The organism is Nonomuraea africana, assembly GCF_014873535.1.
Classification (GTDB): Bacteria; Actinomycetota; Actinomycetes; order Streptosporangiales; family Streptosporangiaceae; genus Nonomuraea; species Nonomuraea africana.
Genome location: NZ_JADBEF010000001.1, coordinates 4,579,183 through 4,592,054, shown reverse-complemented (window position 1 = coordinate 4,592,054; position 12,872 = coordinate 4,579,183). Strand labels below are relative to the sequence as shown.

The window sequence follows — 12,872 nt, the reverse complement described above, 5'->3', positions numbered from 1 at the left end:
CTCAACCGCGCCGCAGCAGGAACGGCTCCAGCAGCCCTGGCACGGCTTGGGCGGCCAGGTCGAGCCCCTGGCTCGTGCCGACGTCGAGGACGTCGTAGTGGCCGTCGCCCGCCGCGGTGGTCGCGGCGACGGTGATGAGGCCGAGGCGGCGCTGGAAGAAGGACTGCCTGATGCGCCAGCCCACGATGCCACCCCTGTCGAGCGCGACCGTGGTGCGCAGCACGGAGCCCGCCCTGGTGAGCAGGTGGCTGCCGGTCAGGCGGTGGCCGAGCCCCCGATAGGCGTCGACGGCCATGGCCGGCGCGAGCGGCAGCGCGATCAGGGGCAGCGCCCACGCGGCGACCGGCACCCAGCCGGTCAGCAGGTCGACGCCGGCCATGGCGGCGGCGAGCGCGGCGACGGTGGCCAGCGCCAGCCGTACCCGCCTGCCTCTGGCCGCCTTCGGGTGCGGCAGGAGGTCGCCCAGGCCGCCCGCCATGGCGACGGGCGAGGCGTGGAGGATCCTGGAGGCCACCCTGACGGCCTCGGCGCGGGGGATCGGCGGGGTCAGCGCCGAGACCTCCTCGCTCTCGTTGTCCTCCGCCTTGCGCAGCCCGACGGCGACCGCCCTGACCTTGGCGCCCCCGCCCAGCCTGAGCAGCAGCGGTTCGGCCACCGCCACCCCGCGCAGCCTGCCGGTCTCGAGCGTGAGGGAGCGGGTGGTCAGCAGCCCCCTGCGCACGCGCAGCGTGCCCGCCTCCCGCTCCAGGCGGTAGCCGCCCCACGTCTCCGCGAACAGTGCCACCGCGCCGACGAGGCCCACCAGGGCGCTGCCGGCCACGACCACGGGGACGGAGACCCACGGGTTGGCGGTCAGCCACTCCCACGCCGCTTTGGCCGCCGACGTGCTGAACACGTCGACGCCGAGGATGTCGAGCACCTTCTTGAGCGCGCCGATCGCCACCGCGCCGCCGACGAAGACCCAGATCGACAGCGGGGCGTAGCGGATCCACTGCCACTTCAGCCCGGCGATGGCCTGGCCGTCCTCCTCCAGCGGCGCCTCGCGTGCCGCGACCCCCGACAGGAGCGTACGGCGCAGCGCCTCGGCCTCGGCGGCGGCCAGCCCGTTGAGGGTGAGCTCGGCGCTCTCGCCCGAGGTGTGCTCGCCGGTGCCGATCTTGACGACGGCCAGGCCGAACGCCCGCCGTACGACGTCGGCCTTGACGTCGACGCTGCGCACGCGGTCACGGGGGATCGCCCGGTGCTGGCGCGTCAGGATCCCCATGCACACCTCGAGCCGCTCGGCCGTGAGCCTGAAGCGGGTGGTGCGCAGGCGGGCCAGGCCGTGGACGTAGGCGGCGGCCACGACGAGGGCCATCACGCCCGCGGCCCCCGCGGCGACCAGCTCGTACGGCAGGTCCCTGCCGAGCAGGAACCTGGTGGCGCCGACGGCCGCCGGCGCGGCGACGGCCAGTGACAGCACGGCCGCGGCGAAGGGGACCCTGCCGTGCAGCCTGCTCCATGCCACCTCGACGGCGGCGTCCTGGCGGGTGATCATGTGGCGTCCCCCGGCGTGGCCTGGGTGATGGCGGTGAGCCTGGCGGCCAGCTCGGCGGCGAGCTCGTGGTCGAGCGCCTCGATCTTGATGGCCCCCGCGGACGAGGCGGTCGTGACGGTCACGTCGGCCAGGCCGAACAGCCGCTGCACGGGTCCGCGCGCGGTGTCGACGGTCTGGATGCGCGACATCGGCGCGACCCTCCAGGTGTGGGTGAGCCAGCCGGAGCGGACGTAGACGGCCTCGTCGGTGATCTCCCACCGCTGCACCCTGTAGGAGGCGCGCGGCGCGAGCGCCGCCAGCAGCAGGCACGCCCCGGCGACGGCGGCGACCGCCGCGCCGAGCGCGACCGAGTGCGGAGCGAAGAACCAGTAGCCCGCTGCCGCGGCCCCCGCCAGCGGCACCGCGAAGAGGAACGCCTGCACGGTCCACCAGGCGACCGCGCGAGGGTCGGCCGGGTTCCTGGGCGGACGCAGAGCCAGTTCGGCCACGGCTCAGCTCGCCTCCTTCTTCATCGAGTCGCCCGCCGCCAGCAGCGCGAAGCCGAGGATGCCGAGCGCGATGCAGGCGAAGATCTCGTAGCCTTCGAGGAACGGCAGGCGGTTGACGATCAGGAGGCCGTGCGCCCACCCCCACCAGCCGAGGACGGTGTTGATCAGTCCGCCGACGCCCTGGATCAGCAGCACGGTGCCGACGATGTCGAGAAAACCCTTCATGCGATCCAGGCTGCCGACGCGCACCCCGCCCGGGCGTCGGCCAGAGGTTGAGAACGGCATCGACTTTGGTCGGTGTCGGGGCCCGGGGCCGAACGCCTACCGTGGGGCAACATGAACGTGGAGTACCGGTGGCTGCTGCCCTCGGTCCTGCTCGGCGACCCGGACGAGGGGCGGCCCGCGCGCCGCTCGACCCGCGACTGGCTCGTCGACATCGTGATCTTCCTGCTCACCTGCACGCTGGTGTGGCTGACGCTGCCGGACCTGGAGGGCGAGGGCCGGGCGCTGCGCGTGACCGAGCAGGTGCTCGGCGGGCTGTCGTGCGCCGCGGTGTGGTTGCGCCGCCGCTGGCCCGTCACGCTCTCGCTGGTCGCGACGGTGCTCTCGTCCTACTTCCTCATGGTGGGCGGCGCGGCGGTGGTGGCGCTGTTCACCGTCGCGGTCCACCGCCCATTCAAGATCTCCGGCCCGGTGCTCGCGGCGAATCTGGTCACGTTGGTCCCGCTCGCGCTGTGGCGTCCCGACAAGGTGCTCGGCCCTCTGTGGATGGCCGTGTTCGGCACGGTGCTCGGGTTGGCGATCTTCGGGTGGGGGATCGTGGTCAGATCCAGGCGCCAGCTGGTCCACACGCTGAGGGCGCAGGCGAAGGTGGCGGGGCAGGAGGCCAGGCGGATGGAGCGCGAGCGGATCGCCCGCGAGATGCACGACGTCCTGGCCCACCGCATCTCCATCCTGAGCCTGCACGCGGGAGCGCTGGAGTTCCGGCCCGACGCGCCGCCCGAGCAGGTGGCCAGGGCGGCGGGGGCGATCAGGGAGAGCGCCCACGAGGCGCTGCAGGACCTGCGCGAGGTCATCGGCGTGCTGCGCCAGCCGGGCGACCCCGAGGAGGTCGTGCCCGAGCGGCCCCAGCCCACGCTCGCCGATCTCGAGGGGCTGGCCGAGGAGTCGCGCAGGGCGGGCATGGACGTGACGCTCGTGATCGAGGCGCCCGAGGCGCCCGAGGCGCCCGCCGGTCTCGGTCGCAACGCCTACCGGATCGTCCAGGAGGCGCTCACCAACGCCCGCAAGCACGCCCCGGGGGCGCCGGTGCGGGTGAGCGTGACGGGCACGCGGCGGGAGGGGCTGACCATCGAGGCGCGCAACAAGATCGGCTGGCCGTCCAGCATCCCGGGGGCGGGCAGTGGGCTGATCGGGCTGGCCGAGCGGGCCGAGCTGGCGGGCGGCCGGCTCGAGCACCGGCGCACGCCTGAGGGGGACTTCGTTCTGAAAGCATGGCTGCCGTGGCGGACATGAAGATACGCGTGCTGATCGTCGACGACGACGCGCTGGTCAGGGCAGGGCTGTCGATGATCCTCGGCGGAACCGACGACATCGAGGTGGCAGGCGAGGCGGCCGACGGCGACCAGGTGCCGAGGATGGTCGCCGAGCACCGCCCCGACGTGGTGCTGATGGACATTCGCATGCCGCGGGTCGACGGCCTGACCGCGACCGAGGCGCTGCGCTCCACCGCCAACCCGCCCGAGGTGGTGGTGCTGACCACCTTCCACGCGGACGCGCAGGTCCTCCGGGCGCTGCGGTCGGGCGCGGCGGGCTTCCTGCTGAAGGACATCCCTCCGGCCGAGCTGGTCCGCGCGATCAGGAAGGTGGCCGCGGGCGAGCCGATCCTGTCGCCCGCCGTCACCAGGCAGCTCATCTCCCACGTCTCGGACGGCGGCGCGGGCGGCCGCAGGGAGCGCGCCCGCTCGCTGCTGACCAGCCTGAGCGAGCGCGAGAGGGAGGTGGCCGTCGCGGTCGGCAGGGGCAGGTCGAACGCCGAGATCGGCGCGGAGCTCTACATGAGCGTCGCCACGGTCAAAGCGCACGTCTCGCGCATCCTCACCAAGCTGGGGCTCAACAACAGGGTCCAGATCGCGCTGCTGGTGCACGACTCGGAGTCATGACAGCATCCGCTCCAGCAGTGACTTGTGCAGCACCAGGTCGTCGGGGTCGTCGGGCATTGGCTGCTCGCCGAAGTGGATGCGGCGCTGCCAGACCCTGGCCATGACGATCCCGTGCCTGAGGGCGGCGTACGTCTCGTAGAAGTCCATGTTCGCCGGCGTGTGCCCGGACAGCTCGCGGTAGGTCCTGCAGACGTCGTCGCGGCGCATGAAGGCAGGCAGTCCCGGCAGCTCGAAGACCTCGGCGAGGTCCTGGAAGAACCGGTGCAGGAAGATCATCCAGGCCAGGTCCAGCTCGCGCGGGCCCACCGCGGCCATCTCCCAGTCGAGCACCGCGACAGGGGTGAAGTCGCGATACATCACGTTCCCGATCCTGGCGTCGCCCCAGGTCAGCACGTCGGGTCCGGGATCGTCCGGCCAGTGCGCCTCAAGCCAGTCGAAGGCCCGCTCCAGCAGCGGGATGCGCACGTCGCCGCGCATCCACTCGTAGTAGGCGCGCTGGCCGTCCACGTGCGCCCGCAGTCCCGCTTTGCCGAGGCGGTCCAGCTCGGCGGGGGCGAAGGAGGCGTCGTGCAGCCTGGCCGCGATCGCCACCGTCCGGTCCTGCAGCCGCCGCCGGTCCTCGGGCGCGGCCTCCAGCAGCCACCCCTCGAAGGTGTACGGCGGGACGTCGGACGGAACCCTGCCCTCCTCCCGTTCCATCACGAAGAACGGCGTGCCCAGCGGCTCGGGCGAGGGCTCGAACCACAGCGCCTTCGGGGCGAGCACCCCGGCCCGCTCTCTCGCCAGGCGCATCACCTCGAACTGGACACCCAGGTCGTAGGTCGGGAAGATCGGCACGGCCTCCTCGGTGGGCGCCAGGCGCGCCACGCACCGGGTGCCGTCCACGGTGAAGAAGAGCGTCTCGCTGGACATGCCGTTGGCGGAGGGGCGGGAGACCTGTGAGACCTCACGGCCGAGCCAGGCGCTCAGCCGCTCGCACAGGTCGTCGAGGTCCCTGGTGGAGGTGCGCAGGTGCTCGGTCACGCCACTGTCGTACATCTCCAACCAAGCGCTTGTCCATATGGACGTCACGACACGGTCATGTGCGCGACAGCCGTACCCTTGGGGAGTAGGACAATCGCGAAGGGTCACTTGAGAGGCGGTGGGATGAGCTCAGCCGGCGAAGGCCTGTCTCGTCCGCTTCCCGAGCAGGTGCGGCTCAACGTCGTCGATCTGGCGGCCCAGGTGCTCGGCACCATGCCCGCGATCGCCGTGCCCGCGCCGTTGCGCGGCATCGCGAAGTTCGACCCTCGCAAACGCGCCAAGCTCGGCGGCGCGCCCATCGCCGCCCAGCTCGAGAGCGACAAGAAGTTTCGCGAGGCGGTGGCCGAGTCGGTCGCGAAGGGCTGGCCCGAGCTGGCCGCCTCGCTGGCCGAGGGCAACGTGCCGCCGGCCGCCGACCCCGTCCTGGTCGCGGCGGCAGCCTATCTGACCAGACCGCCCGGCTGGGCGGAGATGGTGGAAGCCGCCCGCGCCGATCTGGAGCAGTCGGCCGTCGTCGCCGAGGGTTCGGCCCAGGAGCAGACCGTCGCCCGGCTGCGCGAGCAGCTCGCCACGCAGAAGAGCGCCGCGAAGGAGGAGAGCGAGAGGCTGCGCGAGCAGCTGAAGGCCGCCCGAGCGGAGAACTCCGACCTGCGCCGCAAGCTCCACGACGCCCGCGAACGGCTCAAGGCCGCCGACCGGCGCGCCGCCGAGATGGCGCAGGCCGCCGAGGAGGCCAGGATGGCCGCCTCGGTCGCCGGCAGCGCGGGCGAGTCGGAGGTGCGGCGGCTGAAGGAGCGGCTGGCCGACGCCGAACGACATCTCGAGGCCTCGCGCAGGGCGGCCCGCGAGGGCCGCAGCATCGAGGACGCCCGGATCAGGGTGCTGCTCGACGCGCTCCAGGACGCCTCGGCGGGATTGCGGAGGGAGCTCGCGCTCCCCACCACGATCAGCAGGCCCGCCGACTCGGTCGCCGCCGTCGCGCCCGGCGCGCCCAACGTGCGCGGCGTGCCGGCCAGAGCGCTGGCCGACGACGACCCGCAGCTGCTCGACCAGCTGCTCGCGTTGCCACAGGTGCACCTGATCATCGACGGTTACAACGTGACCAAGACCGGCTACGGCACGCTCACCCTGGCCGACCAGCGCAACAGGCTGATGACGGCTCTGGGCGGCCTGGTCGCGCAGACCAGGGTCGAGGTGACGGTCGTCTTCGACGGCGCCGAGCTCAACGCCCCCGTGCAGGTGGTGGCGCCGCGCGGGGTCCGGGTGATGTTCAGCGCGCCCGGCGAGATCGCCGACGACCTGATCCGCCAGCTGGTCCGCGCCGAGCCGCAGGGCAGGGCGATCGCGGTGGTCTCCTCCGACCGCGAGGTGGCCGAGTCGGTGCGCAGGATGGGTGCCAGGCCCGTCTCGTCCGCGCTCCTGCTGCGCCGCCTCGGGCGGGCATAGGTCACATTTTGGGCGACATGGCCAGCCACTAGGCGCACCTTCTGTACTATTTCGCCCCAGGCGTGATCACTGGGAGGGCGTGTCGCTGTGAGGTTTGGCCGGGTACCGCTGGCTGCGGGTCTCGCGATCGCGACTCTCCTCCTGCCGCTGAGCGGCGCGTTCGCCGACCCCAAACCGACGATCGCGCAGGCCAAGGCGAAGCTCGAGAAGCTCAACGACAAGGCCGACAAGGTCGTCGACAGGTACAACCTGGCCACCGAGAAGTACAAGAAGGCCAAGAAGACCTACGAGAGCCTGAACTCCCGGTACAAGAGCAAGATGGCCAGGGTGGCGGGCCTGCGCGCCGAGGTCGTCGGCATGGCCGTCGACACCTACCAGGTGGGCGAGTTCACCTCCTGGGCCGCGCTGCTGGGTGACAACGACCCCACGGCCACGCTCGGCGGCATGGCGCTCCTGGACCAGATGACGGCCGAGCGGGCCCAGGTGCTCGCCGCCTTCGACGCGGAGAACCGCCAGCTCAAGACCGACAGGGAACAGGCGCAGGGCGCGCTCACCGAGGCCGACAAGCTGCGCGACGAGGTGAAGTCCGAGAAGGACAAGGTGCTCGATCTGGTCGAGCAGCAGGAGAAACTGCTGCGGCGGCTCGGCGCCTACCGGGTGGGCAACCCGAACAGCACTGGCATCAAGTACACGGGCTCAGCCTCCGGCAACGCCGCCTCGGTGCTCAGCTTCGCGTTCGCCCAGGTCGGCAAGCCCTACCAGTACGGAGGCACCGGCCCAGGCGGCTGGGACTGCTCCGGCCTCACCCAGGCGTCGTGGCGGGCGGGCGGCGTCTCGCTGCCGCGCACCACGTGGGAGCAGTGGTCATGGGGCGCCAAGCGCAGGGTCTCCCTGGACGCCCTGCAGCCGGGCGACCTCATCTTCAGCGAGGGCCTCGGACACGTGAGCATCTACGCGGGCGACGGCAAGATCGTGCACGCGCCGCAGACCGGTGACGTGGTCAAGGTCGTCCCGTTGTCCGCCTACGGCAGGCGACTGGTCGGCGCGGTTCGCCCGTAGGCGGCGCTCATCTCGCGCAGGACGTCCAGATAGGCGCTCACGGCGGGCGGGCGGCCATGGGCGGGCAGGACGGCGACGCTGATCCGCCTGGCGGGCAGCGACGGCGAGGGATGCACCAGCCTGATGTCCGAGCGCACCGACCGGCCGGCGATCGACGGGTAGAGCATCACGCCGACGCCCGCGGCGACCAGGCCCTGACGGCCGTTCCAGTCGTCGCACAGGTGGGTGATCCGCGGCGCCCCTCCCATCGCGGCAGACAGCTCGGAGATCGGGCCGAGGCAGTCGGGGTGGGTGCCGTCGATCCACGGCTCACCGGACAGGTCGGCCAGCCGTACCTGCTCCTGCGCGGCGAGGGGATGGCCGGCGGGCAGGGCCACCATCGGCTCGTCGTCGAACAGGAAGAGCAGGTCGAGCCCCGGGTCGGGGGCGGCGTCCCACGAGGTGACCAGCGCGACGTCGGCCGCGCCTGCCAGCACGCCCGAGCCGCCGTGTTCGCCCACGGTGAGCGACAGTTCGACGTCGGGGTGGGTGGCGGTGAAGCGGCGGAAGCTCTCCGGCACGAACCTGGTGGCCGCGCTGGGGAAGGCGGTCACGCGCACGCTGCCGCTCTCGGCGGTGGCGAAGGCGCGCAGCCGGGTCTCGAACAGGCTCATCCCGTCGACCACGGCCGCGGCCTGCTCGATGGCGGCCAGGCCCGCCTCGGTCGGCTGCACGCCCCTGGGGCGGCGGTGGAAGAGCCTGACGCCCGTACGGCGCTCCAGGGTGGCGATCTGACGCGAGACGGCGGGCTGGGTCATCGACAGGGCCTCGGCCGCGGCGGAGAAGGAGCCGCGCCGGCCGACCTCCAGCAGGACGCGCAGGGACCACAGATCAGGCATGCGAAGAGTTTATGGCTACGCGGCAACACCCCTCGTTCGGCTGATGTTAATGGTGTGACGAAAGTGACGAATGGGACCTGACAGCGCGGGGTAACACGAGGTGTGAGAAGCGTCACAACGGACACCTGGAACGTTCGATGGAGCTGTGGGTTGTCTCCTGACAGCCACCCGTCGACGATCTTTACTCCTTTACTTCGGCTTTGCCTGCCCTTGGTGAGGCGGGTACCTTCTCGCATCGCGGCGACCAAGCCATGGCGCCGCCACGTCCGCCGGCCCCTCTGCGGCCGGTGTGCACACATAACGATCCGCTGGTCCCCGCGCCGAACCCCCCATTGAGCGTGCGCGGTGGACCCGCCGAGTCCGTGCGGCATGGAGCACGGAGCCGGGGACCCGAGCACCTGGGGTGAGTCCGGCCTTCGGGCCGGTAGGGCGACTTCCACGCCCGAACCCGTCAGCTAACCCGGTAGGCATTCGTGGAAGATCCAAGGAGACGTTCTGTCTACCCCCGTTAACAAGACCCGTCTGTCCTGCCTTGCCCTGAGTGGCGTCATGGTCGCGATGGGAGGAGCCGTCCTCCACGCACCAGCCGCTCACGCGTCCCCCGCCAAGGCGAGCGCGGTGCGGACGGCCGTGGTGAAAGTCGGCGCTGTGAAAGCCGGCGCTGTGAAGGCCGGTGTGGTAAAGAGCGCCGCCGCGAAGGCGGCGCGGCAGAAGATGAGGGCGGCCAAGGCCGTCGACGTGGCGAAGAAGCAGGTGGGCGACCCCTACCGCTACGGCGGCACGGGGCCTGGCTCCTTCGACTGCTCGGGCCTGGTGCAGTACGCCTGGGCCAAGGCGGGCATCAGGATTCCGCGCGTGACGCACAGCCAGTACGCACGCATCAAGAAGAAGGTCTCCTGGCGCAGCCTCAAGCCCGGTGACCTGATGTTCTTCCGCGGCAAGGGCCATGTCGGCATGTACGTCGGCAAGGGCAGGATGATCCACTCGCCGAGCACGGGCAAGACGGTGCGGATCGAGAAGATCAACGGCTGGCGGAAGGCCTCCTTCGCCGGCGCGGTCCGTCCCGGCGCGTAGGCGCACGCGCGGAGAGCCCCGTCCATCCCCCTCCGGACGGGGCTTTCCGCTGTCCGGGCTAGCATCGCTGCCGTGGTGACCCGCAGAACCCTGCTGGCGGCCGCGCTGGCCGGCACGGTGCCTGCGTCGGCCGGTCCGCTCGTGCCGCCCGAGGCGCGTGGCCTGTGGGAGTCGGGCGTCACGTTCGCGTACGGCACGCGCTCGCTCGCCCTCGGCCATCACGCCCCCGCCGCACTGCTTCGCGACCTCGCGGCGCGGGCCGACGCCGCGGGCCGTACCGTCACGGCGGTTCTGCGGCGGGCCGTACGGCCGGTGGTCGTGGTGCCCGCGACGACCGCGGAGGCGGCGGCGCTGGCGGGCACCGGCTCGGTCGAGGGACTGGCCGCGCTGGCGTCGGAGGGCCGGGTGATCGTCGTGCCGGGCGCCTTCGCGCGCCTGACCCCGGTGGGCCGCGACGTCGTGCTCGCCCACGAGCTCACCCACGTGGCCGCCGGCACGTACGGGCGTCCTGTGTGGCTGAGGGAGGGCTTCGCCGACTACGTCGGCTACCTCGGTTCCGGGCTGGACGTCCACGTCGCGGCGGCGGAGCTGGCCGCCGAGGTGCGGTCGGGTCGGGCGGCCACCCGGCTGCCCGCCGACGGCGACTTCGCTCCGGGCTCGCCCCGGCTCGCGCAGGTCTACCAGGAGTCGTGGCTCGCCTGCCGCCTGATCGCCACCCGCTACGGCGAGCGGGCGCTTGCGGCCCTCTACGATCGGGCAGCGGGGCGCGATCTCGCCCAGGCGCTGCGCCCCCTTGGCCTGTCGGTCACGGCGCTGACCGGCCTGTGGCGCGAGTATGTGCGGGACGAGCTGACGGCGAGGGGACACGGATGAGCTGGCTGGACCGGCGGGCGGGCATCGCGCTGGCGCTGCTGGGCGCGCTGATCGTCGTGGTGGTCGTGGTCACCACTCCCTGGGAGACGATGTCGGGCGCGCCCTCCGTGCCGCCCGATCCTTCGAGGGACTTCACCGCCGCCCAGATCGCCCGCTCGCAGGCCTTCGACGCGGCCATCAGCGTGCCGTCGTATCTGTCGCTCGGCCTGACCGTGCTCTTCGCGGGCGTGCTGGTGGCCACCCCCTGGGGCGCCCGCCTGCTGGCCAGGCTGAAGGGGCCGTGGTGGCTGCGGGTCGTGCTCGGCGTCGTGGTGCTCACGGCGGTGGTCGAGCTGCTGCGCTGGCCGCTCGGCGTCTGGTTCGAAGGCCAGCTGCGCGACTTCGGCCTGTCCACCCAGAACTGGGTGAGCTGGACCGGTGACCGGCTGAAGTCCATCGGGGTGCGGGTCGCGATCATGTCGATCATGGTGCTGGCGGTCGTCGCGCTGGCCCGCAGGTTCGCGCGGTGGTGGATCCCCGCCGCGGTGGGCGCCTTCGCACTGACCGTGGGCACGTCCTTCGTCTATCCCGTCGTCTTCGAGCCGATCTTCAACGATTTCCGGTCCATGCCGGCGGGCAAGCTCCGCAGCGACCTGCTGGAACTGGCCGCGCGCGCCGACGTGCGCGTCGAGGACGTGCTGATCGCCGACGCCTCCCGCAGGACCACCGCGCTGAACGCCTACGTCTCGGGATTCGGCGCCACGCGGCGCATCGTCGTCTACGACACGCTGCTGGCCGCGCCGGAGAAGGAGGTGGAGCTGATCATCGCGCACGAGCTCGGGCACGCCAAGGACAACGACGTGCTCCACGGCACGCTCGTGGGGGCGCTCGGCGCCGGGTTCGGCGCGGTGCTGCTGTTCTGCGTAGCCCCGTTGTGGCGAAGGCCGCTGTCCGATCCGGTGGCGGTGGGCGCGATCATGGGCTTCCTCTCGCTAATGACAGTGCTGTCGGGTCCCGCGCAGAACCTCGTCAGCCGCCACATCGAGGCCAGGGCCGACCTGCACGCGCTCGATCTCACCCGCGACCCGCAGACGTTCGTCGCGATGCAGAAACGCCTCGCAATTACCAATATTTCCGACTTGTCGCCGGATGTCGTGGAATATGTGCTCTATGCCTCGCACCCGACCGCGCCCCAGCGCATCGCCATGGCCCGCTCGTGGGAGCTCATGAAGGCCCCGTGAGCAGGGTCCTCATCGTCACCAACGACTTCCCGCCGAGGCCGGGCGGCATCCAGTCGTTCGTGCACGGGCTCGCGCTGCGCATGCCGTCCGTCATGGTCTACGCCCCGCGCTGGCGGGGCTGCGAGGAGTTCGACGGCCGTCAGCCCTACCCCGTCGTCCGGCACCCCACCTCGCTCATGCTGCCCACCCCCGGCGTGGCGCGGCGCGCGGCGCGGCTGGTGGCCGCGCACGGGGCCGAGACCGTCGTCTTCGGCGCCGCGGCGCCCCTCGGCCTGCTCGCCCCCCGCCTGCGCGCGGCGGGGGCGCGCAGGATCGTCATGCTCACCCACGGGCACGAGTCGTCGCCGCTGTTCCGCCCCCTGATGCGGCGCATCGGCTCCCACGCCGACGTGGTCACCTACCTGGGGTCCTACACCCACGCCAGGCTCGCCGCCCTGATCCCTCCCGGCAAGCTCGTACGGCTGGCGCCCGGCGTGGACACCGACGTCTTCAGTCCCTCGGTGGACGCCGCACGCCTCAGGCACGCGCTCGGTCTCGGGGACCGGCCCGTCGTCGTGTGCGTCTCCAGGCTCGTGCCGCGCAAGGGACAGGACCGGCTGATCCGCGCCTGGCCGCTGGTGCTCAGGGCGGTGCCCTCGGCGGTGCTGCTCGTCGTGGGCGGCGGGCCCTACCGGCGGCGCCTGGAGCGGATGGCCGCGGGACTGGGCGACGCGGTGCGCTTCACCGGCGTGGTGCCGGCCTCGTCGCTGCCGTCGTACTACGCGGTGGGCGACGTCTTCGCCATGCCCTGCCGGACGCGGATGGGCGGGATGGACGTCGAGGGGCTGGGGATCGTGTTCCTCGAGGCCTCCTCGACCGGCCTGCCGGTGGTGGCGGGGGCCTCAGGGGGAGCGCCCGACGCGGTGCGGCACGGGGAGACGGGGCTCGTCGTGGACGGCAGATCCGTGCCGGAGGTGGCGGGAGCGTTGATCGAGCTCCTCGTGGACACGGACTGGGCGCGCAAGATGGGGGAGAGGGGCAGGGAGTGGGTGGCCGGCGAGTGGGACTGGTCGCGCGTCGCCGCCCGCTTCCACACGCTCCTCTAGCTTCCACCCGCTCCTCCAGCTTCCACC

General features: G+C 72.2%; 13 protein-coding genes and 1 riboswitch. Of the genes, 8 read left to right on the top strand and 5 right to left on the bottom strand.

Annotated features, from left to right (window positions below; genetic code table 11):
- Position 1: 1 nt before the first annotated feature.
- Genes H4W81_RS21680 through H4W81_RS21670 form a run of 3 tightly spaced genes read right to left on the bottom strand, consistent with a single transcriptional unit; the run spans position 2 to position 2,250 of the window.
- The gene (locus H4W81_RS21680) at positions 2–1,537 is read right to left on the bottom strand and encodes a PH domain-containing protein (RefSeq protein WP_192776493.1); all 1,536 of its coding nucleotides are present in this window, start codon (positions 1,535–1,537) and stop codon (positions 2–4) included.
- On the bottom strand, positions 1,534–2,025 hold the full coding sequence (locus H4W81_RS21675; RefSeq protein ID WP_192776492.1) for a PH domain-containing protein: 492 nt from the start codon (positions 2,023–2,025) through the stop codon (positions 1,534–1,536). Before H4W81_RS21675 ends, H4W81_RS21680 begins: the two co-directional genes overlap by 4 nt.
- Before the next feature lie 3 nt (positions 2,026–2,028).
- Entirely contained in the window at positions 2,029–2,250 is a 222-nt protein-coding gene (locus H4W81_RS21670; RefSeq protein ID WP_192776491.1) for a hypothetical protein, read from the bottom strand.
- A gap of 111 nt (positions 2,251–2,361) precedes the next feature.
- Here H4W81_RS21670 and H4W81_RS21665 point away from each other — a divergent pair, with 111 nt between their 5' ends.
- Together H4W81_RS21665 and H4W81_RS21660 are read left to right on the top strand one after the other, a co-directional pair.
- On the top strand, positions 2,362–3,540 hold the full coding sequence (locus H4W81_RS21665; protein WP_192776490.1) for a sensor histidine kinase: 1,179 nt from the start codon (positions 2,362–2,364) through the stop codon (positions 3,538–3,540).
- On the top strand, positions 3,519–4,187 hold the full coding sequence (locus tag H4W81_RS21660; protein WP_192776489.1) for a response regulator transcription factor: 669 nt from the start codon (positions 3,519–3,521) through the stop codon (positions 4,185–4,187). The genes H4W81_RS21665 and H4W81_RS21660 overlap by 22 nt, the downstream gene beginning before the upstream one ends.
- Here the strand turns inward: H4W81_RS21660 and H4W81_RS21655 are convergent.
- The gene (locus H4W81_RS21655; protein ID WP_318781868.1) at positions 4,182–5,210 is read right to left on the bottom strand and encodes a phosphotransferase family protein; all 1,029 of its coding nucleotides are present in this window, start codon (positions 5,208–5,210) and stop codon (positions 4,182–4,184) included. The genes H4W81_RS21660 and H4W81_RS21655 overlap by 6 nt on opposite strands.
- A gap of 123 nt (positions 5,211–5,333) precedes the next feature.
- On the opposite strand from H4W81_RS21655, the gene H4W81_RS21650 reads away from it, so the two are divergent.
- Positions 5,334–6,656, top strand: a complete 1,323-nt coding sequence (locus H4W81_RS21650) for an NYN domain-containing protein (protein ID WP_192776487.1) — start codon at positions 5,334–5,336, stop codon at positions 6,654–6,656.
- A gap of 87 nt (positions 6,657–6,743) precedes the next feature.
- Positions 6,744–7,715: a C40 family peptidase gene (locus H4W81_RS21645; RefSeq protein ID WP_192776486.1), complete on the top strand. Its 972-nt coding sequence runs from the start codon at positions 6,744–6,746 to the stop codon at positions 7,713–7,715.
- On the opposite strand, the gene H4W81_RS21640 is transcribed toward H4W81_RS21645, so the two are convergent.
- Positions 7,679–8,593, bottom strand: coding sequence for a LysR family transcriptional regulator (locus H4W81_RS21640; protein WP_192776485.1), 915 nt, complete (start codon positions 8,591–8,593; stop codon positions 7,679–7,681). The two genes, H4W81_RS21645 and H4W81_RS21640, sit on opposite strands and share 37 nt — an antisense overlap.
- Before the next feature lie 342 nt (positions 8,594–8,935).
- Positions 8,936–9,078: riboswitch (cyclic di-AMP (ydaO/yuaA leader) on the top strand.
- 163 nt (positions 9,079–9,241) lie between these two features.
- Here H4W81_RS21640 and H4W81_RS21635 point away from each other — a divergent pair.
- The 4 genes from H4W81_RS21635 (at position 9,242) to H4W81_RS21620 (ending at position 12,845) form a co-directional block, all read left to right on the top strand.
- Positions 9,242–9,667, top strand: coding sequence for a C40 family peptidase (locus H4W81_RS21635; RefSeq protein ID WP_318781867.1), 426 nt, complete (start codon positions 9,242–9,244; stop codon positions 9,665–9,667).
- Between the two features lie 72 nt (positions 9,668–9,739).
- On the top strand, positions 9,740–10,540 hold the full coding sequence (locus H4W81_RS21630; RefSeq protein WP_192776483.1) for a hypothetical protein: 801 nt from the start codon (positions 9,740–9,742) through the stop codon (positions 10,538–10,540).
- Positions 10,537–11,760 carry a M48 family metallopeptidase gene (locus H4W81_RS21625; protein ID WP_192776482.1) on the top strand — a complete coding sequence of 408 codons (1,224 nt, stop codon included), beginning with the start codon at positions 10,537–10,539 and terminating at the stop codon, positions 11,758–11,760. Before H4W81_RS21630 ends, H4W81_RS21625 begins: the two co-directional genes overlap by 4 nt.
- A complete protein-coding gene (locus H4W81_RS21620) occupies positions 11,757–12,845 on the top strand; it encodes a glycosyltransferase family 4 protein (protein WP_192776481.1) in 1,089 nt (362 codons plus the stop codon). The genes H4W81_RS21625 and H4W81_RS21620 overlap by 4 nt, the downstream gene beginning before the upstream one ends.
- Positions 12,846–12,872: the final 27 nt, after the last annotated feature.

Coding starts and splice junctions, on each gene's coding strand:
- H4W81_RS21625 (WP_192776482.1), top strand. CDS start 10,537: ATGAGCTGGCTGGACCGGCGGGCGGGCATCGCGCTGGCGCTGCTGGGC.
- H4W81_RS21650 (WP_192776487.1), top strand. CDS start 5,334: ATGAGCTCAGCCGGCGAAGGCCTGTCTCGTCCGCTTCCCGAGCAGGTG.
- H4W81_RS21680 (WP_192776493.1), bottom strand. CDS start 1,537: ATGATCACCCGCCAGGACGCCGCCGTCGAGGTGGCATGGAGCAGGCTG.
- H4W81_RS21660 (WP_192776489.1), top strand. CDS start 3,519: ATGGCTGCCGTGGCGGACATGAAGATACGCGTGCTGATCGTCGACGAC.
- H4W81_RS21670 (WP_192776491.1), bottom strand. CDS start 2,250: ATGAAGGGTTTTCTCGACATCGTCGGCACCGTGCTGCTGATCCAGGGC.
- H4W81_RS21665 (WP_192776490.1), top strand. CDS start 2,362: ATGAACGTGGAGTACCGGTGGCTGCTGCCCTCGGTCCTGCTCGGCGAC.
- H4W81_RS21640 (WP_192776485.1), bottom strand. CDS start 8,593: ATGCCTGATCTGTGGTCCCTGCGCGTCCTGCTGGAGGTCGGCCGGCGC.